Origin of the sequence: Nocardioides jiangxiensis (genome assembly GCF_030580915.1) — a bacterium.
GTDB lineage: Bacteria > Actinomycetota > Actinomycetes > Propionibacteriales > Nocardioidaceae > Nocardioides > Nocardioides jiangxiensis.
On the sequence record NZ_JAUQTA010000001.1, the window covers coordinates 1,656,848 to 1,682,922 of the forward strand.

22 protein-coding genes and 3 tRNA genes are annotated in these 26,075 nt (G+C 73.1%); 15 read left to right on the plus strand and 10 right to left on the minus strand.

All coding sequences use genetic code 11. The features are described 5' to 3' along the window. Window positions 1-28: 28 nt before the first annotated feature. Window positions 29-856, plus strand: coding sequence for an HAD family hydrolase (locus Q5722_RS08060; RefSeq protein ID WP_305027696.1), 828 nt, complete (start codon window positions 29-31; stop codon window positions 854-856). Here the strand turns inward: Q5722_RS08060 and Q5722_RS08065 are convergent. Then, window positions 847-2,469, minus strand: coding sequence for a sulfatase-like hydrolase/transferase (locus Q5722_RS08065; RefSeq protein ID WP_305027697.1), 1,623 nt, complete (start codon window positions 2,467-2,469; stop codon window positions 847-849). The two genes, Q5722_RS08060 and Q5722_RS08065, sit on opposite strands and share 10 nt — an antisense overlap. Window positions 2,470-2,601: 132 nt before the next feature. Next, on the minus strand, window positions 2,602-4,299 hold the full coding sequence (locus tag Q5722_RS08070) for a sulfatase-like hydrolase/transferase (RefSeq protein WP_305027698.1): 1,698 nt from the start codon (window positions 4,297-4,299) through the stop codon (window positions 2,602-2,604). A 147-nt stretch (window positions 4,300-4,446) separates the two neighbouring features. On the opposite strand from Q5722_RS08070, the gene Q5722_RS08075 reads away from it, so the two are divergent. From Q5722_RS08075 to Q5722_RS08085, 3 genes are read left to right on the plus strand one after another with little or no spacing between them, the layout of a single operon-like run. After that, entirely contained in the window at window positions 4,447-5,241 is a 795-nt protein-coding gene (locus tag Q5722_RS08075) for an HAD family hydrolase (protein WP_305027699.1), read from the plus strand. 9 nt (window positions 5,242-5,250) lie between these two features. Beyond that, complete coding sequence (locus Q5722_RS08080) at window positions 5,251-5,826, plus strand: hypothetical protein (RefSeq protein WP_305027700.1); 576 nt, start codon at window positions 5,251-5,253, stop codon at window positions 5,824-5,826. Next, a complete protein-coding gene (locus Q5722_RS08085; protein ID WP_305027701.1) occupies window positions 5,813-6,469 on the plus strand; it encodes a hypothetical protein in 657 nt (218 codons plus the stop codon). The genes Q5722_RS08080 and Q5722_RS08085 overlap by 14 nt, the downstream gene beginning before the upstream one ends. Before the next feature lie 34 nt (window positions 6,470-6,503). Here Q5722_RS08085 and Q5722_RS08090 read toward each other — a convergent pair whose 3' ends face one another. From Q5722_RS08090 to mobA, 4 genes are all read right to left on the minus strand, one after another. Beyond that, window positions 6,504-7,076, minus strand: a complete 573-nt coding sequence (locus Q5722_RS08090) for a bacterial proteasome activator family protein (RefSeq protein WP_305027702.1) — start codon at window positions 7,074-7,076, stop codon at window positions 6,504-6,506. A gap of 71 nt (window positions 7,077-7,147) precedes the next feature. Then, complete coding sequence (locus Q5722_RS08095; RefSeq protein WP_305027703.1) at window positions 7,148-8,119, minus strand: NAD(P)H-quinone oxidoreductase; 972 nt, start codon at window positions 8,117-8,119, stop codon at window positions 7,148-7,150. A 75-nt stretch (window positions 8,120-8,194) separates the two neighbouring features. After that, window positions 8,195-8,530, minus strand: coding sequence for a DUF6457 domain-containing protein (locus Q5722_RS08100; RefSeq protein WP_305027704.1), 336 nt, complete (start codon window positions 8,528-8,530; stop codon window positions 8,195-8,197). 55 nt (window positions 8,531-8,585) lie between these two features. Continuing rightward, window positions 8,586-9,143 (minus strand): molybdenum cofactor guanylyltransferase, encoded by a 558-nt coding sequence (gene mobA, locus Q5722_RS08105; protein ID WP_305027705.1) that lies wholly within the window; start codon window positions 9,141-9,143, stop codon window positions 8,586-8,588. Between the two features lie 25 nt (window positions 9,144-9,168). Here mobA and Q5722_RS08110 point away from each other — a divergent pair, with 25 nt between their 5' ends. The 3 genes from Q5722_RS08110 to Q5722_RS08120 all read left to right on the plus strand — a co-directional run bounded on the left by Q5722_RS08110 (window position 9,169) and on the right by Q5722_RS08120 (window position 12,408). Further along, on the plus strand, window positions 9,169-9,951 hold the full coding sequence (locus Q5722_RS08110; protein WP_305027706.1) for a nitrilase-related carbon-nitrogen hydrolase: 783 nt from the start codon (window positions 9,169-9,171) through the stop codon (window positions 9,949-9,951). Window positions 9,952-9,969: 18 nt separating this feature from the next. Further along, window positions 9,970-10,992, plus strand: coding sequence for a hypothetical protein (locus Q5722_RS08115; RefSeq protein ID WP_305027707.1), 1,023 nt, complete (start codon window positions 9,970-9,972; stop codon window positions 10,990-10,992). A gap of 144 nt (window positions 10,993-11,136) precedes the next feature. Continuing rightward, window positions 11,137-12,408 (plus strand): glycoside hydrolase family 16 protein, encoded by a 1,272-nt coding sequence (locus tag Q5722_RS08120; protein WP_305027708.1) that lies wholly within the window; start codon window positions 11,137-11,139, stop codon window positions 12,406-12,408. Between the two features lie 50 nt (window positions 12,409-12,458). On the opposite strand, the gene Q5722_RS08125 is transcribed toward Q5722_RS08120, so the two are convergent. Continuing rightward, window positions 12,459-12,543: transfer RNA gene (locus Q5722_RS08125), tRNA-Ser, on the minus strand. A 58-nt stretch (window positions 12,544-12,601) separates the two neighbouring features. Between Q5722_RS08125 and Q5722_RS08130 the strand changes: the two genes are divergently transcribed. The 3 genes from Q5722_RS08130 to Q5722_RS08140 all read left to right on the plus strand — a co-directional run bounded on the left by Q5722_RS08130 (window position 12,602) and on the right by Q5722_RS08140 (window position 13,489). Further along, entirely contained in the window at window positions 12,602-13,045 is a 444-nt protein-coding gene (locus tag Q5722_RS08130; RefSeq protein WP_305027709.1) for a hypothetical protein, read from the plus strand. Between the two features lie 77 nt (window positions 13,046-13,122). After that, window positions 13,123-13,211 (plus strand) — tRNA-Ser (locus Q5722_RS08135). Between the two features lie 152 nt (window positions 13,212-13,363). After that, entirely contained in the window at window positions 13,364-13,489 is a 126-nt protein-coding gene (locus Q5722_RS08140) for a hypothetical protein (protein ID WP_305027710.1), read from the plus strand. 8 nt (window positions 13,490-13,497) lie between these two features. Here the strand turns inward: Q5722_RS08140 and Q5722_RS08145 are convergent, their stop codons facing one another. Next, window positions 13,498-14,475, minus strand: coding sequence for a phospholipase D-like domain-containing protein (locus Q5722_RS08145; RefSeq protein WP_305027711.1), 978 nt, complete (start codon window positions 14,473-14,475; stop codon window positions 13,498-13,500). Between the two features lie 141 nt (window positions 14,476-14,616). Between Q5722_RS08145 and Q5722_RS08150 the strand changes: the two genes are divergently transcribed. Then, a tRNA-Arg gene (locus Q5722_RS08150) sits at window positions 14,617-14,689 on the plus strand. Between the two features lie 101 nt (window positions 14,690-14,790). Here the strand turns inward: Q5722_RS08150 and Q5722_RS08155 are convergent. Next, window positions 14,791-16,023, minus strand: coding sequence for a PucR family transcriptional regulator (locus Q5722_RS08155; RefSeq protein WP_305027712.1), 1,233 nt, complete (start codon window positions 16,021-16,023; stop codon window positions 14,791-14,793). Window positions 16,024-16,131: 108 nt separating this feature from the next. On the opposite strand from Q5722_RS08155, the gene Q5722_RS08160 reads away from it, so the two are divergent. After that, window positions 16,132-16,986 (plus strand): SGNH/GDSL hydrolase family protein, encoded by an 855-nt coding sequence (locus Q5722_RS08160; protein ID WP_305027713.1) that lies wholly within the window; start codon window positions 16,132-16,134, stop codon window positions 16,984-16,986. Window positions 16,987-17,070: 84 nt separating this feature from the next. On the opposite strand, the gene Q5722_RS08165 is transcribed toward Q5722_RS08160, so the two are convergent. Continuing rightward, window positions 17,071-17,274: a DUF6458 family protein gene (locus Q5722_RS08165; protein ID WP_305027714.1), complete on the minus strand. Its 204-nt coding sequence runs from the start codon at window positions 17,272-17,274 to the stop codon at window positions 17,071-17,073. A 259-nt stretch (window positions 17,275-17,533) separates the two neighbouring features. Between Q5722_RS08165 and recC the strand changes: the two genes are divergently transcribed. Genes recC through recD form a run of 3 tightly spaced genes read left to right on the plus strand, consistent with a single transcriptional unit; the run spans window position 17,534 to window position 26,075 of the window. Next, a complete protein-coding gene (gene recC / locus Q5722_RS08170; RefSeq protein ID WP_305027715.1) occupies window positions 17,534-20,911 on the plus strand; it encodes an exodeoxyribonuclease V subunit gamma in 3,378 nt (1,125 codons plus the stop codon). Continuing rightward, window positions 20,908-24,279 (plus strand): UvrD-helicase domain-containing protein, encoded by a 3,372-nt coding sequence (locus Q5722_RS08175; protein WP_305027716.1) that lies wholly within the window; start codon window positions 20,908-20,910, stop codon window positions 24,277-24,279. The genes recC and Q5722_RS08175 overlap by 4 nt, the downstream gene beginning before the upstream one ends. Beyond that, the gene (gene recD, locus Q5722_RS08180) at window positions 24,276-26,075 is read left to right on the plus strand and encodes an exodeoxyribonuclease V subunit alpha (protein ID WP_305027717.1); all 1,800 of its coding nucleotides are present in this window, start codon (window positions 24,276-24,278) and stop codon (window positions 26,073-26,075) included. The genes Q5722_RS08175 and recD overlap by 4 nt, the downstream gene beginning before the upstream one ends.

The following is a 26,075-nucleotide window of genomic DNA, read 5'->3' on the forward strand; positions in this document are numbered from 1 at the left end:
GGTTGCGGACGTCGCTAGTGTCGCTCTCGTGGGGACCTGGCGGCCGCGGCTGATCGCGCTGGACATCGACGGCACGCTGATCCAGTGGGTCGAGGGCCAGGGCCAGGAGAACGAGACGATCGCCCCCGCGGTGAAGCAGGCCGTGCACCGGGCGCTCGACGGCGGGGCCCAGGTGGTCCTGGCGTCGGGGCGCTCCATCGACGCGATGGTGCCCGTGCTGCACCTGCTCGACCTGCACCGCGACGAGCACGTCTGGATCGTCGCCTCCAACGGAGGGGTCGTGGTCCGCTACCCGCCTGTCGAGGTGGTCCACGAGGAGCGCTTCGACGCGGCGGACGCGGTGCGCGCCATCCTCGAGGAGCATCCGACCGCCCTCGTCGCCGTCGAGGAGTACGGCGTCGGCTACCGCGTCTCGCACGAGTTCCCGCCGGGGGAGCTGAGCGGCACCCAGATCATCACCGACGTCGAGGACCTGGTCGCCGAGCCGGTCAACCGGGTCATCATCCGCGACCCGGCGGCCACCCCGGAGGACTTCGTCGCGCTGGGTCGCCGCCTCGGCCTGCACAACACCGAGTACGTCATCGGCTGGTCGGCCTGGATGGACCTCTCCCCGATCGGCGTCTCCAAGGCCTCGGGCCTGGCCCGGGTCGCCGACGCGCTCGGTGTCGGCGCCGACGAGACGCTGGCGATCGGCGACGGCCGCAACGACCTCGAGATGCTGCGGTGGGCGCACCGCGGGGTCGCGATGGGGCAGGCGATCGACGAGGTGAAGCGCGAAGCCGACGACGTCACCGCCTCCGTGGAGGAGGACGGTGTCGCCGTCGAGCTGTCGCGCTGGTTCCCGGCTCAGCCGTAGTAGCGGGCCGTCTCCGTCGCGAGCCCCTTGCGGATCGCGGCGTCCTGCGCGGCCGTCGTCCGGAGGTCCGGCGGCAGGGGCACCACGCAGGCCACACCGTGGCAGTCCTTGAACGCCTTCCACGCCACCTCGAGCTCGCGCTTCACGCCGGCGTACGCCGGGGCGTTGGTGACCGACCGCAGCTCGAGCGGGTCGCGCTGGAGGTCGAAGAGCTCGGACTGCCCGTTGGCGTACTTCACGTAGAAGTAGCGCCCGGTGCGGACACCGATCGCCTGGCGGGCGTCGGTGAAGACCGTCGGCTGCGTGTTGTGGATGTTGGGGATGTGGGCCTCGTACCCGACGGCCCGGTCCCAGCCGACCGAGGTGCCGATGTCCGGCACGAAGGAGCGGCCGTCCACGCCGTCGAGGTGCGCGCCGGTCCAGTCCAGGATGGACGCGGTCAGGTCGATGGTCGTCACCGGCGAGTACTGGCGGGCGCCTGCCGGGATGCCCGGACCGGCCACCAGGAGAGGCACCCGGTACGAGGAGTCGAAGCCGATCAGCTTGCCGGACTGCCAGCGGTGCTCGCCCTCCATGTAGCCGTTGTCGGAGGTGAACGCGATGACCGTGTTCTTCAGCTGCCCGGTACGGGCCAGCTCGTCCCAGACGCGCTGCAGCTGCTTGTCGAGGACGTAGAGCGTCTCGGCGCGCTGGCGTGCCTCGTTGCGGACGGCGTTGCGCTCCCGCGCGCCGAACGGCTCCTTGGAGCTGGTGATGCGGGCCTTGTCGCGCACGTCGGCCTCGGGCTCGCCGCTCCGGGGAACGCCGGGTCCGCGCTGGATCTCCTGGTTGAACTTCCCCTTGACCCACGTCGGACGCGCCGGCGTGACCAGGTACGGGTCGTCCTTCTCGACCGGGCCGCCGTGGTGCGGCGCGAGCGAGTTGATCATCAGGTACCACGGCTTCGAGCCGCCGTTGAAGGAGTCGATCAGCTTCACGCCCTCGGTGACCAGGAGGCGCGAGTTGTAGACGCCCTGGTGGCCGACGAGCCTGCCGTTGACGTTGACGGTCGTGTCGAAGTAGCGGTACGTGCTGCCTGCGCGCGGGTCCGACTCGGGCAGCGAGGTCGCGTCGGGAGTGCCCCGCCACTCGTCCCAGCCGGCGGGGACGTACGTCGACGGCTTGTGCGTCGGGTCCGCCTTGGGACGCATCCGGCCGTAGCCGTTGAGGTACTTGCCGACGTACCCGGTCCGGTAGCCGGCAGCCTGCAGGGCGCCGCCGATCGTGTGGCGGTCATCGAAGGCGCCGTAGCCCCACGGCTCGTCGTGCCACCAGACGTGGTGGTTGTGGGCGTACTTGCCGGTGAGGAACGAGGCTCGGTTGGGGCAGCAGAGAGGGGTCGGAGCGAACATGTTGCGGAAGTCCGTGCCGCGGGTCCCGAGGAACTTCCGCAGGTTCGGCATGTACTTCACGTCGTCGTAGCGCATGTCGTCGGTCATGACGACGAGCACGTTGGGCGCACCGGCACGAGCGACGGCGGCGCGGGCCGGCGTCTCGTGGTTGATCGCGGCGACCGTGGGCACGGCCACCGCGAGGGCCGCCACCAGCGCGATCAGCGATGAACGCCGCTTCATGGTGCCCTCCCCTCTGTTGTCTGATGTATGTCGAGTGAAAAACTAGACTATGACGATGCGGGAACGCCATCCGGGTCCCTGTCGGGCGTGTCACACCGCACCCGGAGGACGCGCTGCGCCTCCGGAGCCGGATCAGCGGCCGTAGTAGCGGGCCGTCTCCGTCTCCATCAGGTCGGTCAGCTCGCGCGTCGTGGCGGCGTCGGTCGCGAGCGACGCGGGCAGCGGGATGTCACAGCCGTCACCGTGGCAGTGGTGGAACCGGTCCCACAGGCCACGCAGCTCGGCCTTCACGTCGGCGTAGGCGGGGTCGGCGGCGACCGAGCTCAGCTCGACCGGGTCGTGGCGCAGGTCGAAGAGCTCCTCCTGGCCGTTGCTGTAGCGCACGTAGAAGTACTGCGCCGTGCGGATGCCGACCGCCGAGGCGTCCCCGTGCTCGAAGCCCGGGACGTCGTGGCGGTTGCGGATCGAGGGGAAGTAGGCCTCGTAGCCCAGGGCGTGGTCCCAGCCGCGGCCGGTGCCGATCGTGTCGTCGAAGGGCTGGCCGTCGGCGCCGGCCAGGTGGGCTCCGGCCCAGTCGAGCACGGAGGCAGAGAGGTTGACGGTGTTGACCGGCATGACCTCCTGCGCCCCCTCGGGGACGCCGGGGCCGGCGATCAGGAGCGGCACCCGGTACGACGGCTCGAAGCCGATCACCTTGCCGCTGCGCCAGCGGTGCTCGCCCTCCATGTAGCCGTTGTCGGAGGTGAACGCCACGATCGTGTGGTCGAGCTGGCCGGCGCGCTCGAGCTCGCGGAGCACGCGCCCCAGCTGCCGGTCGAAGGCGTAGAGGGTCTCGGCCCGCTGGCGCGAGAGCGCGAGGATGTCGGAGCGGTCGGAGTCGGTCAGCGGCTTCATCCGGCGGGTGATCCGCGCCTTGTCGCTGACGTCCTTCTCCGGCTGTCCGTCGACGGGGACGCCGAGCCCGCGCGGAATCTCGGCGTCGAAGCGGCCCTTCACCCAGTCCGGACGCGCCGGGGTCTGCATGAGGCTCGGATCGGGGTCGTCGGACTCGACGGGGTCGCCGTGGTGCGGGGCCAGCGAGTTGAGCTGGAGGTACCACGGCTTGCCGGTGCCCTCGAACTGCTGCAGCACGTCGAGGCCCTCGTCGACCAGGACGGTCGAGTTGTACTCGCCCTGGTGGCCCTCGAGCGTGCCGTTGTCGTTGACGGTCGTCGCGAAGTAGTTGTAGGTGCTGCCCCACAGCGGGTTGGACATCGGAACGGGGACGGCGTCGGGCGTGGCCCGCCAGTCGTCCCAGCCGTTCGGCACGTAGGTCCAGGGAGCGGCGGTCGGGTCCGCCTTCGGGGCCGCGATCCCGTAGCGGTTGAGGTACTTGCCGACGTAGCCCGTCTGGTAGCCGGCGGCCTGGAGGGCGCCGCCGATCGTGTGGCTGTCGTCGAACGCGCCGTATCCCCAGGGGGACTCGTGCCACCACACGTGGTGGTTGTGCGCGTACTTCCCGCTCAGGTACGACGCGCGGTTGGGGCAGCACAGCGGCGTCGGGGCGAAGGAGTTGCGGAAGTCCGTGCCGTGCTCGGCGAAGAACGCCCGGGTGCGGGGCATCCACTTCAGGTCGTCGGCCCGCATGTCGTCGGTCATGACGAGGAGGATGTTGGGCTTCGGCACCCGGGGCGGGACGGGCGGGAGCACGGGTGTGCCCGCACCGGGCCGGGCGAGGGCGGCCGGCGCGCCGTGGTGGCGCGCGGCGTCCGCGCTGTCGAGGGCCTGCGCCGACGTCGCGACCGCGAGGATCGCCGCCGACACGGCGACCAGCGTGCGTGCGCGCGCCATCGATGCCTCCCCCGAACCGACCCGGACCTACTGCGAGACCGCCGGGCCCCTCCGCCACAGCAGGAGAAAACGGTAACCGCCCCGGGGGGATCTGTCCGGCGAAATCCATATCGCCCGGGGGTGGCGCTGAACACTAGGGTCGACACCATGCCCTCGCTCGTCGCCACCGACCTCGACGGCACGCTGCTGCACACCGACGGCACGGTCACGGCGTACACGCGCGAGGTGCTCACGCAGCTCGACGCGCGCGGCGTCCCGGTGGTCTTCGTGACCGGTCGTCCGATCCGCTGGATGGACGCGTTGTGGGAGCACGTGGGCGGCCACGGCCTGGCGATCTGCTCCAACGGCGGCATCGTCTACGACGTGGCGCGCCACGAGGTGCGGACCGCGCTCACGATCGAGCCCGACGTCTGTCTCGAGGTCGGCCGGATCCTGCGGCGCCGGATCCCGGGCACGACGTTCGCGCTGGAGAAGACCGGCGGCTTCGCGCTCTCCGAGGACTTCCGCCCGCTGGGCGTCGTGAGCCCCGACATCCCGCGCGGCCCGTTGGCCGAGATCGTCGACGGCACCGTCGTGAAGCTCCTCGCCCGGCACGACGAGATGGCGCCGGACGCGTTCTGGCACCTCGTCGAGGAGCACGTCGGCGCGCTGGTCACGACGACCTGGTCCTCGGCCGGCGCCCTGGTCGAGATGAGCGCGAAGGGCGTCACCAAGGCCTCCACGCTCGGCCGGCTGGCGACGGAGCTGGGGGTGGACGCGGGCGAGGTGGTCGCCTTCGGGGACATGCCCAACGATATCGACATGCTGCTGTGGGCGGGCACCTCCTATGCGATGGAGAACGCCCACCCGTCGGTGCGCCGGGTCGCCTCGCACGTGGCGCCGCCGAACGACCGTGACGGTGTCGCGGTGACGCTCGCGGGTCTCTTCGCCCTCGAGCGGTAGTTTGGCGCCATGCGACGCCTGATCACGATCGCCCTGGTGGCCCCCACGCTCGCGATGGGCGTGGTGCTCGGCCTCTCGGCGAGCGCCCAGGCGGCGTGCGCTCCGGGTCCGCTGCGCACCGAGCTCAAGGCCGCCGACCTCGTCGTCACCGGCACCGTCACGAAGGTCGACACCCTGCCCGGCCGACAGGTCTACACCCTCGCGGTCAAGCGGGTGTACGCCGGCACCGCCCACGCGACGCTCGAGCTGCAGGCCCCGACGGCCGACCGCCCGTGCGCCCTGCCGGTGAAGAAGGGCGACCGGTGGCTCTTCCTCAGCCAGGGCGCGGCGAAGACGCCTGTGGTCCGCGGTGACTGGGGCAGCACCGAGCTCACCTCCGAGGCGGCCACGGTCGTCGCCGACGTCCTCGGCTCGGGCCACCGCCCGGCGTCCGGCGGCTCCGCCACCAGCGAGGTCCGGCTGACCAAGGTCGGCTCCGCGGAGCCGTGGGGCTTCTGGCAGCTCGCGCTCCCGGGCGCGGTGCTGGCCGGCGGCGGGTTCCTCGTCCTCCTGCTCGCGCGGGCCCTGGGCCGTGCGCGTCACTGAGCGGGCCTCGATGGTCGCGCGGCTGCGTCGCGTCGCCGCACTGGGCGGCGTCCTCGTCCTGGCCCTCGGCTCCCTCGTCCTGCTCTCGGCGACCAGTGCGTTCGCCTGCTCGTGCGTGCGGAAGGACACCGCCGACCAGGCACGAGCGGCCGCGGAGGTCTTCGTCGGCACGATCACCGACACCCAGCGCGCCGGCGGTGGCCTCCTCGCCCGGGGCGGCGGCAGCACCGACTGGACCGTCGAGGTCGACCGGGTCTGGAAGGGCGACCCGCCCGCAGAGGTGACCGTCTCGTCCAGCAGCCAGGCCACCGCCTGTGGAGTCGGCGAGCTGCCGCAGGCGCGTCCGGTCCTCTTCTTCGTCTCGCCGTCCGGCGGCGGCTCGGCGCGGCAGGTGAACATCTGCGGCGGTACGTCGCTGCTCCGTGCCGACCTCGAGCAGCAGGTCACCGCTGCCCTGGGTCAGCCCCACGCCCCGACCACCGGCGCACCGCATGCGGGCGACTCCCGCGCGGGCTCACGGGAGCTGTCTCCCCTGCGCCCCGCGTGGTCGGAGATCGCGGTCACCGGCGTGCTGCTGGTCGGCTCCGTGGGCCTGGTCGCCGCGGTCCTCGTGCTGGCGATCCGGGTCCGTCGCAGGCGCTGAGCCGGCACGGCCCGACTCGCGGGCACGCGTCAGGTCAGAGGTACATGCCGCTGGTCGGCGACTCGGGCACGCCCGGGTGCGCGGGGCCGGCCGGTGCGTGCGGCACACCCTGCTCGTCGTGGTGCAAGCCCGGTGGGAGCGCGCGTCGCATCTGCTCGAGCTGGGCGCGGGCCGCCATCTGCTGGGCGTAGATCGCCGTCTGGATGCCGTGGAAGAGACCCTCGAGCCAGCCGACCAGCTGGGCCTGCGCGATCCGGAGCTCGGCGTCGGTCGGCGTGCCGGTCTCGAACGGCGCGATCAGGCGGTCCAGCTCCTCGTCGAGCTCGGGGGCGAGGCCGTCCTTGAGCTCCTTGACCGAGGTCTCCAGGATCCCGGCAAGGCGGCTGCGGCTCGGTTCGTCGAGCGGCGCCGACTTCACCTCCTCCAGGAGCTGGCGGATCATGCTGCCGATGCGCATGACCTTGGCCGGCTGCTCGACCAGGTCGGTGATCGGGGCGGCGTCGTCGCCGTCCTCGTCGCCGGAACCGAGGACGAAGACCTCCTGGTCCTCGCGGCCCCGGTCCTGCTCGCGGGCGTCGTTCTCAAGCGGGGGCTGCTGCGCGCTCATGGCGACCACCCTAGGGCGTGCCTCCCAACTCCGGGCCTGCCACGCGGCGACCTCGAGGGGAGACAGCCACCTCAGGACACGGTGAGCAGGATCTTGCCGACGTGGTCGCCGGAGTCGATCAGCCGGTGCGCCTCGGCGGCCTGCTCGAGGGGCAGCGTCGCGTGGACGATCGGGACCACCTGGCCGTCGGCGACGAGGGGCCAGACGTTCTCGACCACGTCGGCGCAGATGAGCGCCTTCTCCTCGGTCGGGCGGGCGCGCAGCGAGGTGGCGTGGACGGCGCCCCGCTTGGTCAGCAGGGCCGCGATGTTGAGCTCGCCCTTGACGCCGCCCTGCATGCCGATGATGACCAGGCGGCCCCCGGTGGCGAGCGCGGCGACGTTGCCGTCGAGGTACTTCGCCCCCATGTTGTCGAGGATGACGTCCGCGCCGCCGTCGGCCTTCAGCACCGCGACGAAGTCATCGGTGCGGTAGTTGATGGTCACGTCCGCGCCGAGCTCCGCGCAGGTCGCGAGCTTCTCGGCCGAGCCGGCGGTGGTGTACACCCTCGCGCCCAGGGCGCTGGCCACCTGGATGGCGTGCGTGCCGATGCCGCCCGCGCCGCCGTGCACCAGGAACCGGTCACCCGCCTCGAGCCCCGCGAGCATGAAGACGTTGGACCACACGGTGCAGGCGACCTCGGGCAGCGCAGCGGCGGTCACCAGGTCCACGCCATCGGGCACGGGCATCAGCTGCCCCGCCGGTACGACGACGTGGCTGGCGTAGCCGCCGCCGGCCAGGAGCGCGCACACCGCGTCGCCGACCGCCCACCCCTCGACGCCCTCACCGAGCTGCGCCACGGTGCCGCTGCACTCCAGGCCGATGATGTCGCTGGCGCCGGCCGGCGGCGGGTAGAACCCCATCCGCTGCAGCACGTCCGCGCGGTTGACGGCGGTCGCGGCGACCTCCACCAGCACCTCGCCCGGGCCGGGCGTCGGCGTCGGGAGCTCGCGGATCTCGAGGACCTCGGGTCCTCCGGGCTGGGTGGCGACGATCGCACGCATGGCAACGACCCTAGACCGCGGCGGGTGCGCAGCCTGCGCACGTTGCGTCAACGAGCGCACTCGACTCGCGGGAGCTCAGCTGATGATGTCCGCGACGTCGCGGGTGTGGTCGACCCCGCGGTCGTCGGGCACCTCGACCTCCGCCTCCACCTCGTCGGGATCCGGGGCGCCGGCCGGGCGGTCCCACGACTCCGCGAGCGCGGTCGCCCGGGCCGCGAGGGCCTCGACACCCGCCTCGTCCGCGTCGGCGAGGCCGGCGGCGTAACCGAGCAGGAACGTGGTGATCGGTGCGGCGGCCCGCTGCACCTGGTGCGACGACACGCGGGCGAGGTCGAGGACCAGGGCCTCGTCGACGTCCACGTCGACGTCGAGGACGTCGCAGAGCTCATCGATCCAGTCGTGGAGGTTCACGCCTCCCACACTGCTCCCGCCGGGCACGCCCTGACAAGACCTCCCGGCCCGGAGGTCAGACCAGGTCCTCCCAGCTGTCGACGTCGCGCGCCTCGTCGCCGCGCGCAGGCACGGAGGCGAGGTCGAGGTCGCCGACGAGGGCGCGCAACGACAGGCCGAACGCCTCCTCCGGTCCCGGCCGTGACGCGGTGAGCGCCGCGGTGTCGAGCACGTAGGCCAGTGCACGCCGGCCCTTGCCGTCGACCAGGACGGCACCGTCGCGGCCCTCCGCGGCGTCGCGCAGGCGGGCGATCGTGGACAGCGTCACGCGGGGCATGTCGACGGCGAGGACGACGAGCTGGCGCGGCGTACCCGCGAAGGCGTCGAGCCCGGCGAGGATCCCGGCGGCGGGTCCGCCGAGCGCGGGCTCCTCGCGCGTGAACGTGACCGGGCGCTCGGTCGGCACCCACGCGCCGACGACCACGACCTCGGAGGCGTCGGTCACCGCATCGAGCGCGTACTCCAGGAGGGTGCGGCCGTGCAGCTCGATGGACGCCTTGTCGACGCCACCCATCCGCACGGCCGTGCCGCCGGCGAGGACGATCGCTCCGAGGGCCTGGACGGGTCGCGTCATGCGGGCAGTCTGGCAGGCTGGAGGCATGGCAGGGGAGACGCTGACCGTCGCGGCGCTGCAGTGGGGCGCCGCGCTCGACGCTGCCGCGAACCGGGCCGCACTCGCGGAGGTGCCCGCCGCCGAGCTGGTCGTCCTGCCCGAGGCGTTCGCCCGCGACTTCGGGCCGGCCACCGAGCCCCTGACGCCCTACGCCGAGGAGCAGGGCGGTCCCTTCGACGCCGCCGTGACCGCGACGGCCGACCGTGGTGCGTGCACGGTCGTCGCCGGCATGTTCGAGCGCGTCGGCGAGGACGACCGTCCGTTCAACACGCTGCTGGTGCGCGGCGGCGCCACCGCGGCGTACCGGAAGATCCACCTCTACGACTCCTTCGGCTACCGCGAGTCCGACCGGCTGCGGGCCGGCACGTGGGCGCCGGTCGTCGTCGACGTCGCCGGCTGGAAGGTCGGTGTGCTGACCTGCTACGACCTGCGCTTCCCCGAGCTCGCCCGTGACCTGGTCGCCGCCGGCGCGGAGGTGCTCGTCGTCCCGGCCGCCTGGCTCCCCGGACGCACCGCCGAGGAGCACGCGCGCAAGGTGACCGCGTGGGAGACGCTCGCGCGGGCGCGGGCCATCGAGAACGTCAGCTTCGTGGTGGCGGTCGGACAGCCGGCCCCGCGCTACACCGGCCACTCCCTCGTCCTCGACCCGTACGGCGCCTCGCTCGCCGAGGCGGGTGACGGCCCCGCCGAGCTCCTCGCGACCCTCGAGCGCTCCGTCCTCGACGAGGCGCGGTCCACGAACCCGTCGCTCGCGAACCGGGTGCACTGAGGCGTTAGCCTCGACCCCGTGACGACCCCGAAGCCGCTCTACCCGCTCCTCGTCGTCCGCTCGGTCCTCGGGCTCCTCGCCGTCGGTGTCGTCCTCCTCGGCCTCGCGGCGGCCGACCTCGGTCCGTCCTGGCTGGACCGGGCCGGGGGCGTGGCGGTGGCCGCGGCGTACTCCGGGCTGCTGGCGATGCGCACCGGCGGCCGCCCCGTCGTCTTCGGCCTGTGGGCGGTGGTGGTCGGTGCCGGCGCCTCCGTCCTCGCCGAGGCCGGCCCGGCCACCGGCTTCTGGGACGACGTGGCCACGATCGCGACGACCGGCGGCGCCGTGCTGACCGCGGTGGTCAGCGCCGTCCTCGCGGTCATGCTCACGACACCGGCCGTGCGGTCCTGGCGGGCGGCGGTCGAGGTGCTGGTGGCCTACGCGATCGCGGGACTGGGATCGGTCGCGGTGCTCGGGTTCCGGCCGCAGCTCGACATCGACCGCTTCGGCTACGCCGCGCTGGCCTGCGCGTTCGCGCTCGGCTTCGGCCTGGTCTTCCGGCTCGGCGCCGGCTGGCACGGCCTGGGCCGCCGGGGGCTGCTCGTCGTGCTCGGCGGCAGCGCCGTGCTCGCCGTCACCGTCGCGTACGCCGAGCTGCTGCGGCGCTACGGCACGCCCGGGCTGGTCGACGGGATCGACAGCATGGTCCGCTGGACGCGCGACACCATCGGTGCGACGCCGCGTCCGCTGCAGGTGCTGGTCGGCGTGCCCGCCCTGCTGTGGGGCTGCCACATGCGTGCGCGCCGTCGGCAGGGCTGGTGGGTCTGCGTCTTCGGCTGCGCGGCGACCGGCTCGGTCGCGACGACGCTGGTCAACCCGCACACGACCTGGGTCGAGGCGGTGCTCATCCCGGCGTACTCGCTGCCGCTGGGGCTGGTGCTCGGCTACCTCGTCATCCGCATCGACCTGGCGCTGACCGGCCAGCGGGGCTCGCGCGCCCGCGCCGTCGAGCGCTCGCAGGCGGTGCGCCCGGAGCCGCCGCGGCTCCAGCCGCTGCTCTGAACGGGCCGCCGGTCCAGACCGGATTGGGAAGCGCGGGGCAATAACCAACCCGGGCAGGTGTCGTTGTAGAGCATGACCGTTCGGGGGAACGCAGTCTCGGAGCGTGGTTCGCCTGCCCTCACCCATGCCCAGGAGACCCCGCCCGTGCGCCCCAAGGTTCTCGCAATCGTCCTGCTCCTCTGCGTCCTGACGGTGGGCATGCTCGCCGTCCTCGACTGGCGCCACGGCGACGAGCCCAAGCCGACGGCCGGGTCGCGGAGCGACGCGGCTCCCGGCGACGGGGGGCTGAGCGTTCCCGAGGTCGAGGACCTCGCCCGGCGCGACCGTGATCGCTCCGCCGGCGGCTCCGGCTCCTCCGGTGACACCGGCTCCTGGGCCTACGACCCGATGACGGGATGGGGCTACCCGGCGAGCGGGTCGCCCGTGGGGTCCTCGAGCGGAACGACGCCGGGCTCGTCCGCGTCGTCGGGCGGGCAGGGTTCCCGCCCCGGGCCGCCGTCCACCGGCTCCTCCGCGCCGTCACCCTCCAGCGACATCACCACCGACGGCGCCGGCACGATGCTCGACGGCGACATGGCCGCAGGGTCCCCCGGGCTGCTCGGTGGCACGACGTCGTTGCTGCGCAGCACCACCGGCTCGGTGACCAACACCGCCTGCGGGGGCACCACGCCGCCGGTGAAGAAGAGCGGCGGCACCTACACCTGTGCGTTCTGGGACGACTTCTCCGGCTCCTCCCTCGACTCCTCGCGGTGGGTTCCGGGCGACTCGACCAAGAACGGCTACACCTCCAACGGCAACTGCGTCCGCCCCGACCTGGTCGGCGTCGCCGGCGGCTACGCCCAGCTCACGGTCCGCAAGCTCTCGTCCCCGGTGGCCTGCTACCCGGGCGGTCCGAGCAGCCAGTACGAGGGCGGCATGCTCCACACGAAGGGCCTCTTCGCGACGACGACGGGCTACGTCGAGTTCCGGGCGAAGTTCCCGGACACCTCGACACAGGGCCTGCACTCGGCGCTGTGGATGCTGCCCCGCGACAACACGTACGGCGCGTGGCCGGCCTCCGGCGAGATCGACGTCGTCGAGCGGCGCACCATGCGTCAGGACATCGTCCAGCCGTCGCTGCACTACACGGGCGAGACCTCGTCCGACACCTCCCAGGCGTGCCGCTTCGCCGACGCGGGAACGGCGTTCCACACCTATGCCGTGCAGTGGACCTCGTCGACGATGAACTTCTACTTCGACAACACGCTGTGCTGGTCGCGCCAGTGGGCACCGAGCAGCCCGAAGCGTCCGGCTCCGTTCGACAAGCCGTTCTACCTGATCATGAACCAGGTCGCGGGCGCCGGCTACAACGCGCCGGTCGACGCCACGCCGTTCCCCTCGACGATGCTCGTCGACTGGGTGCGCGTCTGGAACTGACGTGCTGCCACGGACGGGCCCGCGCACGACGGGCCCGTCCGAGCCACGGGCAGAGGAGGAGGGATTTGAACCCCCGGTGGGTCTCCCCACGACCGCTTTCAAGGCGGTTCCGATAGGCCGCTCCGGCACTCCTCCATGCCCGCCTGGACGGGCGCGGTCGAGTCTAGCCACCGGCATCGGGGAGAATCCGGGTGTGCCCCAGGATTACCGCCTCGCCCCGCAGTTCGCCGCCCGCCTCCTCGGCCTGACCCTCATGGGCGCCGGCCTGGCGATCGTCGTGGCGACGGTCGTGGCGGTCGGCTTCATCACCCAGCCGGTCATCGTGTCGGTCACCGTCGGCCTCGCCCTCGTGGCCATCCTCTGGGTGATCTGGAAGCTGCGCTCCGGCACGTGGGTGGTCCGGCTGACCGACGATGGCTACAAGGTCCAGTTCGTCCGCGGCGCGGGGGTCAAGCAGGCCCGGTGGGCCGACGTTGCCGACGCCGTCACGACCGAGGTCGCGGGCTCGCCGTGCGTGGTGCTCCGCCTCAAGAACGGCGGCTCGACGACGATCCCGGTCGAGCTGGTCGCCGCCGACCGTGACACCTTCGTGCGCGCGATCCACGAGCAGCTCCTGAAGCACGGCAAGGCGCGCTGACCTCGTCGCCCGGGAGCTCCCGGGTGGGCGATTCCACACGACGCCACCGCGTCGGCTAGCCTGTGGCGCGCAACATTGGAGACGTCGCATAGTCCGGTCGAGTGCGCCTCACTGCTAATGAGGTATGGGGTGAAACCCATCGGGGGTTCAAATCCCCCCGTCTCCGCAGCTGCGAACGGGGTGGATCCCGCGGATCCGCCCCGTTCGTCATTTCACGCCGCGCCCGCGCCCTTGTTGTCTCGGTGCTCACCCGTGAGGCACGATTCCCGAAGGGAGAAGGCTGGCCTTCCGTGTGCCGGCCCACCGAGGGGAGCTGTCATGAAGACCAGGATCATCCGCATCGCTGCTGCCGGACTCGCCGTGCTCGCGCTCACGATCGGCACCTCGAGTGTCGCCTCGGCGCAGCCGACCAGCCCCCAGGCGAGCGACACCAGCTGGACCTGAGCCGGGGTTCAGTCGTCGCGGCTGCCGGATGAGGCCTCCAGCCCCATCCGGTAACCGAGCTGGAAGCGCGTCTGGGCGTCGTAGTCGCGCTTGAGGTCGGCGAGGTACGCCGCGTACGTGCGGTCGCTGACGCCCATGCGCTTGGCGCTGGCCGAGTCCGGGTGTCCCTCGATCAGCATGCGTGTGGCCATCGCGCGCTGCTCGGCGGCGATCGTCGACGCGATCTCGGCGGTGGTCTGGGTGAAGGGCAGCCCGCGGTCCCAGTTCCGCTCGAAGATGTCGACCAGGTAGGCGACGAGGTTGCTGTCGCGGATCACGACCGCGGTGGTGCGGTCGTGGGCCGACGGGATCAGCGCGACGCGCCGGTCGACGACGATCAGCCGGTTGAAGAACTCGTCGAGCGTCCGCACCTCGCCACCCTCGGCCGTCACCAGGTCGACGTACTGCCGGGTGAAGCGGGCGCGGCGTGCGGCGTGCTGGTAGATCGTGCGCAGCCTGACGCCGCGCTGCAGGGCGGCGAGGTCCCGTGCCGTGGCCGTGCGCAGCCCGGCGGCGGAACGCCCGACCTGCGGCTGCGCGGTGAGCACCTCGTCGCGCGCACCCTCGACGACCTGCTCGAGGAACGCGTTGAGCTGCTCCCCGTGGAGCTCCGCCATCGGGCCGTCGGCCGTGGGCGGGTAGCGGCGGTAGGCCTGCGTCAGCTGCGAGAACGCCTGCGCCCACGAGCTCGCCGCGTCGATCGCCTCGGCCGCACGCTGGCTCAGCGGGGTGACGACCGCTCCCTGCGCCATCTGCGGGTCGACGACGATGTAGCGCCCGTCCTCCTCGCGGAGCACCCCGAGCCGCACGAGCAGCTGCGTGGCCTCCGGCTCGTCCGCGACGAGCGGATCCTCCACCGGTACGCCGCCGCGCGCCGCCACGGCCTCGAAGAGTGCCGCCCCGGACTCCTGGACCAGGCGCAGCTGATCGGGGTCGCTCTGTGCCACGGGCCCTCCTCCCGGCGCCCACCCAGCCGGGCGCATCGCGGTCTAGATCCTGCCAGAGGGCCGCTGCCCGGCGGCCGATTTCGGTTCCTGGCCGTTGGTCCGCTATTCTCTTCCAGTCCTCGCGGCAGCGCCGCAGGATGGGCGCCTGTAGCTCAACGGATAGAGCATCTGACTACGGATCAGAAGGTTTGGGGTTCGAATCCCTACAGGCGCGCAGTCTGAGAAATGGACGAAGCCCCCGGGGCACCGCACGACGGTGACCACGGGGGCTTCTTTCGTTCTCACGGCGAGTGAGGTCAGGCTCGCCGAGCCCGGTCACGTGATGCGCGCGGTCCGCTGGCGTGCCGTGAGGGCTGCCGCGAGCATCGGCAGGTCCGGGCCGCGGGTCGCGTCGAGACCGGTGAGGTCCGCGATCCGGCGGAGACGGTTGTCGACGGTGTTGGGGTGGACGCCCAGCTGGGTGGCGGTCCTCCGGCGGTTCAGTCCTGCCGCGAGGAAGGTCTCCAGTGTCGTGCGCAGATGCGGCTCATCTGCGAGCGGGTCCAGGGCTGCAGCAAGGAGGGCCTGAGCCGGCGTGGCGTGGGACAGCTGGTAGTCGAGGGCGACATCGGCAAGCCGGTAGGCGCCTGCTGGGCGACCGGTCCGGAACGCTACCTCGACCACCTCGGCTGCGAGAGTGAGGGCTGCCTGGGTGCGCGCAGGGTCGGCGATGGCGATGCCCGCGTGGACGGGCACGGCCGCGGCCCGGACGACGTCGTCGATCATGCGCCTGACCCAGCCCCAGCCGGCCTCCCCGAGATCGGTCTCGCGGTACTCGACCAGGGCGGTCAGGTCGTGGGTGCTGGGCAGCCAGTGGACCGGCGTCGCGCAGTGGCGCTCCACCTCGTCGCGCACGCGGCGCACCTTGCGACGCGTGACGACGCGCGCGTCGATGTGCGGCTCCGACTCGTCCGGGTGCTCGGCGACGATGAGCTCGATCGCCACGAACGCCGGCGGCAGGACGACGCCCGCCCGCTGGGCGGCGGCAGCCACGTCGGGGTCCGCGATGACCGACGTGAGCAGCTGGCTCGACACCGCCCGGTCCGCCATGGTGGTGCGGGTGTGGGCCTCGTAACCCGCCGCGACGGCCGCCGTGACGTGCTCCATGAAGCGGAGGATCGCCCGGTTGAGCTCGATCACGGCGCGGAGGTCCGCCTCGGTCGCCGTCGCCGTGACCGCGTCGAAGCAGACATGCGTGCCACGGAAGTACGCCGCGAGGATCATGCCCATCGGGACGCCTTCCTCCGCGCGTCGCAGCGCCGACTCGGTCAAGTCGCGCAGCTCTTCCTCGGTCACCTCGCCCGCCCGGGAGAGAGCGTCCACGAAGCTGCCGACTACCTGGGTGACCACCCGGCGTACGTCGCCACGGAGAAGTTCCTCCGGCAGACGCGCATAGACGGGGATCTCGGCGACGAGGACGTCGACGACCGTGGATCCGAGATCGCGCCGGTGCGCACGCAGGTAGGCCGAGACGTCGCGGCCGCCGATAGCCAGACTGTGACCCGTCACAACGAATCGCGCTCCTTCCTGGCTGAACCTCCACCGATCGCACTGTGCGGTGTGTCACATCATCGGATCTGCGAGGGAATCATGCACCAGGACAGGAGCACATCAGTCATGCGAACCCACTCGATCCGGCGTCGTCTCGCCGCAGCGGCCGTCGCGGCGGCCTCGACCGCCCTGCTGGCCGTCCCCGGCGCTTCTCCGGCGAACGCGACGGATCCCCTCACGATGGTCGCCCTCGGCGACTCGTCCGCTGCGGGTCCCCTGGTCGGCAGCCAGAGCAGCTGGGACTGCCTCCGGTCGACCTCCAACTGGCCCGCAGTCGCCGCGCGCACGATCGGTGCCCAGCTCACCGACGTCACCTGCTCCGGTGCGACGACCGCCGACATCACCGCCAAGCGGTACGGCTACATCCCGGCCCAGGTCGACGCCGTGCAGCCCGACACGGACATCGTCACGCTCGCCATCGGCGCCAACGACATCAACCTCGGCGGCACCGTACCGTCGTGCATGCAGCCCCTTCCCTACCCTGCAGGCGTCTCCTGCAAGTCGTGGATGACCGCGAACGGCGACCCGACCGATGCGCAGCTGGCAGCCGTCGCCCCGAAGGTCGCTGCCGACATCCAGGCGATCCGCGCCAAGGCTCCGGCTGCGCAGATCTATCTCGTCGGCTACCTGCGGTACTGGGACGCGACCGGGTGCTACCCGATCGACCCGATCTGGGACGTCGACGCCCAGTGGCTCCAGACCATCTTCGACCGGACCAACGCCATGCTGAGGACGACGGCCACCGCTAACGGAGCGACGTACGTCGACATCGCGACGCCGAGCACCGGGCACGGGGTCTGTGCGCCGCTGGCCAGCAAGTGGGTGGAGGGCTTCATCCCGACCAGCCAGGCCGCGCCGTACCACCCCAACCAGATGGGGATGGACGCCGCGGGCGCGGTCGTCGCCTCTGCGATCGGCTGAGAGCGGGCGGGGATGAGGTCGTGCAGGAACGACGAGGGGCGGGCCGCCGGATGGCAGCCCGCCCCGCGTCGTTCCCCGCCGGCGTCAGCGCACCGGGCCGTCGTAGTAGGTCTCTCCGCGACGCCACGGGGGCGCGACGACGAGGGAGAGGACGATCGCGAGCACGCCGGCGATCACGAGGATCCAGCCGAGTGCGTTGTCGTCGACGAACGAGATGTCGACCTGGACGACGTCGAGCACGAAGACGAGTCCGGCGACCAGCAGGACGATTCCGAGTCCGATGTACATGAGTGTCACTCCTTCGGGTGAGGTGCTCTTTCCGGTGCCCCGAGGAGGCATAGTCCATTCGGGTCATTTGGATGACCCGTCCGGGTCAGATCGCGTCGTGGATGGCGACAGGACGCCACTGGAGAGCGCAAGATTCTCCTGACCCCGCGGTGACCCGAGACGCCGCGGGGTCATCCCATTTCCGGACGCCGGCGTACGCCTGTGGACGACGCGGCGCGGACGGCGCCCCGGTGTCGGCGCCGCGTGACATCCTGCGGCCGTGACCCTGTTCCTCCACCGCGCCGAGCGCACCGACCTGCTGGCGGACGGCCTGGCGGATCTCCTGGGCGGCTCGCCGCTCGCGGACCCGTTCGCCCGCGAGCTCGTCGTCGTGCCCGCGCGGGGCGTGGAGCGGTGGCTGACGCAGCGCCTCGCGCACCGGCTGGGCACGGGCGCGGCCGGCGGCGACGGTGTCTGCGCGGGCGTCGACTTCGCCAGCCCGCGCTCGCTGGTCAGCCTGCTGCTGGGCCGCGAGAAGGACGATCCGTGGGACGCGGACCGCCTGGTCTGGCCCCTGCTCGAGGTGGTCGACGAGGCCGCCGGCGAGGAGTGGTGCGCGGTCCTGACGGCGCACCTCGGCCTCGACGGGCCAGCCGACGACGTGCGCCGCACGCGGAGGTACGCGGTCGCCCGCCGCCTCGCGGGCCTGCTCAGCTCCTACGCGGTCCAGCGCCCCCAGCTCGTCACCGACTGGCGTGAGGGACGCAGCACCGACGGGCTCGGCGGCGAGCTCCCCGACGACCTCCTCTGGCAGCCCGAGCTGTGGCGCCGGCTGGTGGCCCGCGTCGGTGGTCCGGCGCCGGACGAGCGGCACGCCCGCATCGTGGAGGCGCTCCGCGAGGGTGACATCGACCGGCCCGGTCGCCGGCTCGAGCTGCCCCCACGCCTCTCGCTCTTCGGTCACACCAGGATCGCGTGCACCGAGCGCGACCTCATCGCCGCGCTCGCCGAGCACCGCGACGTGCACCTCTGGCTGCCGCAGGCCTCCGCGACCGCGTGGGAGCGGCTCGCCCCCGCTGCGGCTGAAGGCGCCGTGCCCCGCGACCTCGACGAGTCGGGCCTCCTCGTCGAGCATCCCCTCCTCGCCTCGCTCGGACGCGACTCCCGCGAGCTGCAGCGCACCCTGGCGACGGCAGGTGCGGTCGAGGTCCCGGTGGCCGGCACGGCAGGCGGGCACGACTCCGTGCTCGGATGGTTGCAGCACGACCTGCGCCACGACGCGATCCCCGACGCCTCCACGCGACTCGCGCGGCGCCGTAGGGCCGACGACCGGTCGGTGCAGGTGCACGCATGCCACGGAGCGGCGCGCCAGGTCGACGTGCTCCGCGAGGTCCTGGTCGGCCTGCTGGCCGACGACCCCACGCTCGAGCCGCGCGACATCCTCGTCATGTGCCCCGACGTCGAGGCCTTCGCGCCGCTCATCGCCGCAGCGTTCGGCATGGCTGAGGTCGGGGAGCAGGGGCACCCCGGGCACCGGCTGCGCGTCCGCCTGGCCGACCGGGCGCTGTCGTCCACCAACCCGCTGCTGGGCCTCGCCGCGACCCTCGTCGAGCTCGCGGGCGGGCGGCTCACCGCGACCGAGGTCCTCGACCTCGCGGGCGCCGCGCCGGTGCGGGCTCGGTTCGGCTTCGAGGACGACGAGATCGACCGGATCCGGGGCTGGATCGCCGAGTCGGGCGTGCGGTGGGGGTTCGACGCCGGTCACCGGGGACGCTACGGCCTCGACCTCGGGGCCAACACCTGGGCGGCCGGCCTCGACCGCGTGCTGCTCGGCGTGGCCGTGGCCGGAGACGACCACCGGTTCGTCGGGTCGGTGCTCCCGCTCGACGACGTGGGCTCCGGCGACATCGACCTCGTCGGCCGCTTCACCGAGCTGCTCGACCGCGTGCACGCGTTCGCGGCTGCGGCCGACGCGGCGCGCAGCCTGGGTGACTGGGCACGGGTTCTGCGCGACGGGGTCTCGTCGCTCGCCCGGGCCGAGGAGCCGTGGCAGGCGACCGAGCTCGAGCGCGAGCTCGGTCGGCTCGACGACGGTGCTGCCACGCACCTCGGCCTCGCCGACGTACGGGCGCTGCTCGCCCAGCGGCTCGGGGGCCGGCCGACCCGGGCCAGCTTCCGCACCGGCACGCTCACGGTCTGCACGATGGTGCCCATGCGGTCCGTGCCGCACCGCGTGGTCGCGCTGCTCGGGCTCGACGACGGCGTGTTCCCGCGCACCACGATCACCGATGGCGACGACGCGCTCGCCCGACGTCCCGTGACGGGGGAGCGCGACGCACGCGCCGAGGACCGCCAGCTGCTCCTCGACGCGGTCATGGCGGCGACCGAGACCCTCGTCGTCACCTACACCGGCGCGGGTGAGCACACGGGCTCGCCCCGTCCACCGGCCGTGCCCCTCGGCGAGCTGCTCGAGGCGGTCGCGCTCACCACCGACGACGACGTCAGCGACCTCCACGTCCACCACCCGCTCCAGCCGTTCGACGAGAAGAACCTCGTCGCCGGCGCACTGGTGCCGGCCCGTCCGTTCAGCTTCGACGCCGCCTCGCTCGTGGGTGCCGAGGCATCGCGAGGCGACCGGGCCGACGTCGGTGCCCTCTGCGACGGGCCGCTCGCCGGCCTCGCTCCAGCGGCCGGTCCGGTCGAGGTCGGGCTGGCGGAGCTGCAGGCGTTCTTCCAGCACCCGGTGCGCGGGTTCCTGCGGGACCGGCTCGGCCTCGCGGCTCCGCTCGCCGCGGACCCGCTCGCCGACGCGGTGCCGATCGAGCTCGACGCCCTCGAGCGCTGGGCAGTCGGCGACCGCCTCGTGCGCGACGTGCTGGCCGGGATGAGCCCGGCCGACGGCATGACCGCCGAGCTCCTGCGCGGCCTGCTCCCGCCCGGCGCGCTGGGCCAGCGCGAGCTGGCGGCGGTGGTGCGGGCGGTGCAGCCGCTCGTGACGCAGGCGATGCACCTCAGGTCGGGCGAGCCGCGTGCCGTCGACATCGACGTCGCCCTGCAGGTGCAGGGCAGGGACGTGCGGCTGACCGGCACGGTGGCCGACGTCTTCGGGCCCGACCTCGTCACGGTCACCTACTCCAGCCTCGGAGCGAAGCAGCGCTTCGGGGCCTGGCTCGACCTGCTCGCGCTGTCGGTGGCCCACCCCGACCACATGTGGCGCTCGCACGCCCTCGGCAAGCACCGCTCCGGAGCCCAGCGCGCGCTTGCCGGCCCGCTCGACGACCACGCCGAGGAGTGGCTGCGCGACGTGGTCGACGTCTGGCTCCGCGGCCAGGCCGAGCCGCTGCCCCTGCCGCCGAAGACCGCGCTCGCCTACGCCGAGGAGTCCGCGCGCCTGCGTCGCGGCGCCGATGCACGCCCGGACGAGGCCGCGGCACGGAAGTGGGTCACGGACCCCTACAACGACCTCGGCATCCCGGGCGAGGACGCCGACGCCTGGCACGTGCGCGCCTTCGGTGCCCACGCGGCGTACGAGGTGCTGACTGGCGAGCCGCGGCCCGACGAGCGGTGGGACGACGAGGAGCGCCACCGCCTCGGCCAGTACGCCTGGCGGCTCTGGGGTCCCCTCGTCTCCGGCGCCGAGCTGGTGAGGGCGCTGTGAGAGGCCCGATCGCCGACCGGTTCGACATCAGGGGTCCGCTGCCCACGGGCACGACCCTCCTCGAGGCCAGTGCCGGCACCGGCAAGACGTGGACCATCGCCGCCCTCGTGACGCGGTTCGTGGCCGAGGGTGAGGCGCGCCTGGAGGAGATGCTGGTCGTGACCTTCGGTCGGGCCGCGAGCCAGGAGCTGCGCGAGCGCGTCCGGGCGCAGCTGGTCTGTGCCGAACGGGCACTGGCGGCTCCGGCCGCTGTCGCTGCCGGAGAGGACGAGCTCGTCGACCTTCTCCTCGACGCCCCGCCGGGCGAGGTCGCGCTGCGGGCGCGACGGCTGCGGCAGGCACTAGCCGACTTCGACGTCGCGACGATCGCGACGATCCACCAGTTCTGCCAGCAGGTGCTCCGCGGGCTCGGCGTCGCGGGCGACTCCGATGCCGGGGCACAGCTCGTCGAGGACCTCGACGAGCTCCTCGTCGAGGTGGTCGACGACCTGTACCTCCGGGCGTACGCCGGCTCCGACAGCACGCCCGCCTTCTCCCGCAAGGAGGCCCTCGCGCTCGGGCGGGCGGCCGTGGTGGACCCGCGCGCCCGGCTCGAGCCGTCGGGGGCCGAGCCCGGCTCGCCGCCGGCGCTCCGGGTCTCCTTCGCCCAGGCGGTCCGGGGTGAGTTCGAGCGCCGCAAGCGCCGCCTGGGCCTGCTCGGCTACGACGACCTGCTGGGCCAGCTCGCCGACGCCCTCGTCGCGCCCGACGGCGTGGTCAGCCCGGCAGCCCAGCGGATGCGGGCGCGCTGGAAGGTCGTGCTGGTCGACGAGTTCCAGGACACCGACCCGGTGCAGTGGCAGGTCTTCGACCGGGCCTTCTCCGGCCACGCGACGATGGTCCTCATCGGTGACCCGAAGCAGGCGATCTACGCCTTCCGGGGCGGCGATGTCACCACCTACCTGGCAGCCGCGGAGACCGCCGACGCGAAGGCGACGCTCGGGGTCAACTGGCGCTCCGACTCCGGCCTCCTCGATGCGCTGCAGGTGGTGCTCCGCGAAGCCGCGCTCGGCGACGAGCGCATCGTCGTCCACGACGTCGAGGCCCACCACCGTGGCAGCCGGCTCGAGGGGGCAGGAGCGCCCTTCCGGCTCCGCACACTCCGCGCCCAGGAGCTCGGCATGTCCGAGCGGCGCAGCCCGGCAGTGGCCGCGATCCGGGCCCACCTCTGGCCCGACGTCGCGCGCGACATCAAGCGCCTGCTGACCTCGGGCGCGCGATTCGAGGGACGACCGCTGGCACCGGCCGACGTCGCGGTGCTCGCCCACAAGCACAGCGACCTGGCAGCCATCCAGGCAGCGCTCGCCGACCTCGGCGTACCTGCGGTGGTGGCGGGCAACGGCAGTGTCTTCGCGACGCCGGCCGCGCTCGAGTGGCTCACCCTCGTCGAGGCGCTCGAGCAGCCGCACCGCGCCGCGCGGGTCCGGTCGGCGGCCCTGACGTCGTTCCTCGGGCACACGGCGGCCGACCTGGCGGCGGGCGGTGATGCCCTGACCGACGACGTCGCGGACACCCTCCGCACGTGGGCGGAGCTGGCCACGAGCCGCGGCATCGCGGCGGTCATGGAGGCCGCGCTCACGGGTGGCCTCACCGCTCGGGTGCTCGGCTGCGTGGGCGGTGAGCGGCTGCTGACCGACCTGCGCCACATCGGCCAGGTGCTGCACAAGGTCGCGGGCGAGGAGCGCCTCGGCCTGGTCGCGCTGGCGGGGTGGCTTCGCGACCAGATCGCCGACGACCGTCCTGACGCGGCCGGTGAGCGGACCCGTCGCCTCGACTCCGACGCCGCTGCGGTCCAGCTGGTGACGATCCACGGGTCGAAGGGCCTGCAGTACCCCGTCGTCTACCTGCCGTCGCTGTGGGACAGGTTCCCCCGCGACCCGGCTGTCGCCCTCTTCCACGACGACGAGGGCGCGCGCTGCCGCAACGTCGGCGGTGCCGGCGCCGACTGGGCGGGCCACGTCGCACGGCACCTGCGCGAGGAGGCGGGTGAGGCGCTCCGGCTGCTCTACGTCGCCCTGACGCGGGCCCAGTCGCAGGTCGTCGCGTGGTACTCCCCGGCCCCGCGCAACGCACCGACCTCCGCGCTGCACCGGCTGCTGCTCGGCCGCCGTCCCGGCACGGCGGCGGTCCCCGACAGCCACGAGATCGAGCTGGCCGACGTGCTCGTCTCCAAGCTCGACTGGTACGCCGCCAACGGTGGCCCGCAGTGGGAGCCCGCCGTCTGGGCGTCCGTCGCGGACGAGCCCCTTCCTGCCTCGGACGCCGCGCTGGCGGTGCGCCGCTTCGACCGCTCGATCGACACGGCCTGGCGCCGCACGTCGTACTCCGCGCTGACAGCGGTCGAGTCGACCTCCGCCCCGGCCGCGACCGACCTGAGCGAGCCGGAGTCCGTGCCACGCGACGACGAGCCGGCGGCTGCGCTCGACCTCGCCCCGACCGTCGTGGAGGTGCCGCCGCCGGCCGGCCAGGAGGGTCCGCCGATGCCGATGCGCAGCCTGCCGATGGGAGCGACGTTCGGATCGCTGGTGCACGCGGTGCTCGAGCATGCCGACCCGGCTGCCCCGGAACACGACGGCGACCTGCGGGCGGAGCTGCTGAGCCACATCGAGGAGCAGCTGACCTGGTGGCCCGTGAGCCTCGACCGGGAGCAGCTCGCCGACGCGCTCGTCGCGGTCTGCGACTCCCCCCTCGGTCCGCTGGCGGGCGACCTGCGCCTGCGCGACATCGGGCGGGCGGACCGGCTCTGCGAGCTCGACTTCGAGGTGCCGCTCGCCGGTGGTGACCTCGCTCCGTCCGCGTCCGCGTCCGCGGGCCCGCGGCTCGCTGACCTCGCTCCGCTCTTGGAGAAGCACCTGCCGGAGGGCGATCCGGTGCGGTCCTACACCGTGGCCCTCGCAGACCCGGCACTCGGCGGGCAGCTCCTCCGGGGGTACCTGACCGGCTCGATCGACGTCGTGCTGCGCGTCGGTGAGGCCGAGACCCTGCGGTTCCTCACCGTCGACTACAAGACCAACTGGCTGGGCCGTCCGGGCCACGACCTCCGGGTCGACGACTACCGGCCATCGGCGCTGGAGGCGGCGATGGGCCACTCCGACTACCCGCTCCAGGCACTGCTCTACGTCGTCGTGCTCCACCGCTACCTGCGCTGGCGCCTTCCCGGCTACGACCCGGAGCGTCATCTCGGCGGTGTCCTCTACCTCTACCTGCGCGGCATGGTCGGCGCCACCACCCCGCGTGACGGCGACCGTCCGTTCGGCGTCTTCGCGTGGCAGCCGCCGGTGGCGCTGGTCGAGGCGGTCTCGGACCTGCTCGACGGGAGGCGCGCATGACGACAGGGATCTGGGAGTCCGACGACGTCTGGGACGTGCGCCGGGCGGTCACGACCGCCGCCGGCGCCCACCGCGACCTGGCGGCGTACAACGAGGCGGGGGTGCTGGAGGCTGCCGACGTCCACGTGGCACGTCGCGTCTGCGCGGTCGCCGGCGACACCGACCCCCGCAGTGCGCTCGCCGTCGCGCTGGCGGTCCGGGCGGTGCGCCACGGATCGGTCTGCCTCTCCCTCGACGACGTCGCCGAGCTCGCGCCCGAGCTCCCCTGGCCCGCCACGGAGGACTGGCGCACCGCGCTGTCGACGAGCCGCGTCTGCGCCGCGGGCGTGCTGGCGGTCGAGCACGGGCTGGTCTACCTCGACCGCTACCGGGCCCAGGAGCAGCAGGTGGCCGACGACCTCGTCGCCCGGGTGTCGCGCCCCGCGCCCGCGGTCGACGACCGCCTGCTCGCCGCCGCCCTCGACCGCCTCTACCCCGATGACCGTTACGCCGAGCAGCGCGCTGCCTGCGCGGGTGCGGCGACGCGCTGGACGACGGTCCTCACGGGTGGTCCCGGCACGGGCAAGACGACGACGGTCGCCCGGATCCTGGCGGTGCTGACCGAGCAGCTCGGCCCCGACGCACGGATCGCGCTGGCGGCTCCGACCGGCAAGGCGGCTGCTCGTCTCCAGGAGCAGGTCCTCGCCGCGGGCCGCGACCTCCCGACCACGGATGCGGCCCGCCTCGAGGGCCTCCGGGCGACGACGATCCACCGGCTGCTCGGCTTCCGCCGCGACAACCACACGCGCTTCCGCCACGACCGGTCCCACCGGCTGCCGCACGACCTCGTGGTCGTCGACGAGACCTCGATGGTGTCGCTGACGATGATGGCGCGGCTGCTCGAGGCGGTCCGGCCGGATGCGCGACTGGTCCTGGTCGGCGACCCCGACCAGCTCGCGTCGGTCGAGGCGGGTGCCGTCCTCGACGACCTGGTCACCGGCTTCCGTGACACACCCGACTCACCGGTGGTGGAGCTCGGCACGGTGCACCGCTTCGGTGCGACCATCGGCGAGCTCGCCGCAGCCCTCCGCGTGGGCGACGCCGATGCGGCGATCGCGGTGCTCCGCGCCGGTCACGACGCCGTCGGCTGGGTCGACTCCGACGATCCCGCCGACGCCGAGCGCGCGATCCGCGAGTCGGCCCTGCCAGCGGCGCGGGCGGTCCGCGAGGACGCGGTCGCGGGTGAGGCCGCGGCGGCGCTCCAGGCCCTCGACCGGCACCGTCTGCTCACGCCGCACCGCGACACGGTCCGCTGGTGGAACTCCCGGATCGAGCAGTGGCTGCGCGAGGCGGAGCCGGAGGCCGCCGACCTGCTCCGCGACCGCATGTACGCCGGGCGACCGCTGCTGGTCACGCGCAACGACGCCGGCCTCGGCGTCCACAACGGTGACACCGGCGTCGTGGTCCGCGGTGGCGGGGGCCGGGTGCGCGCTGTCCTGGCGGGGGCATCGGGGCCCATCGAGCTCGCCCCGGGGCGGCTGGCGGACGTCGAGACGATGCACGCGATGACCATCCACAAGAGCCAGGGAAGCCAGGCCCACGAGGTCACCGTGCTGCTTCCCGACGCCGACTCGCGGCTCCTGACGCGCGAGCTGCTGTACACCGCGGTGACCCGTGCTCAAGGTGGTGTGCGTCTCATCGGGAGCGAGGAGTCGTTGCGGGCGGCGCTGGCACGGCGAGCCCAGCGTGCAAGCGGATTGCAGCGAAGGCTCGCCGGGTCGTTAGATTCTGCGGAGACAACCCGTACCCGGAGGTAA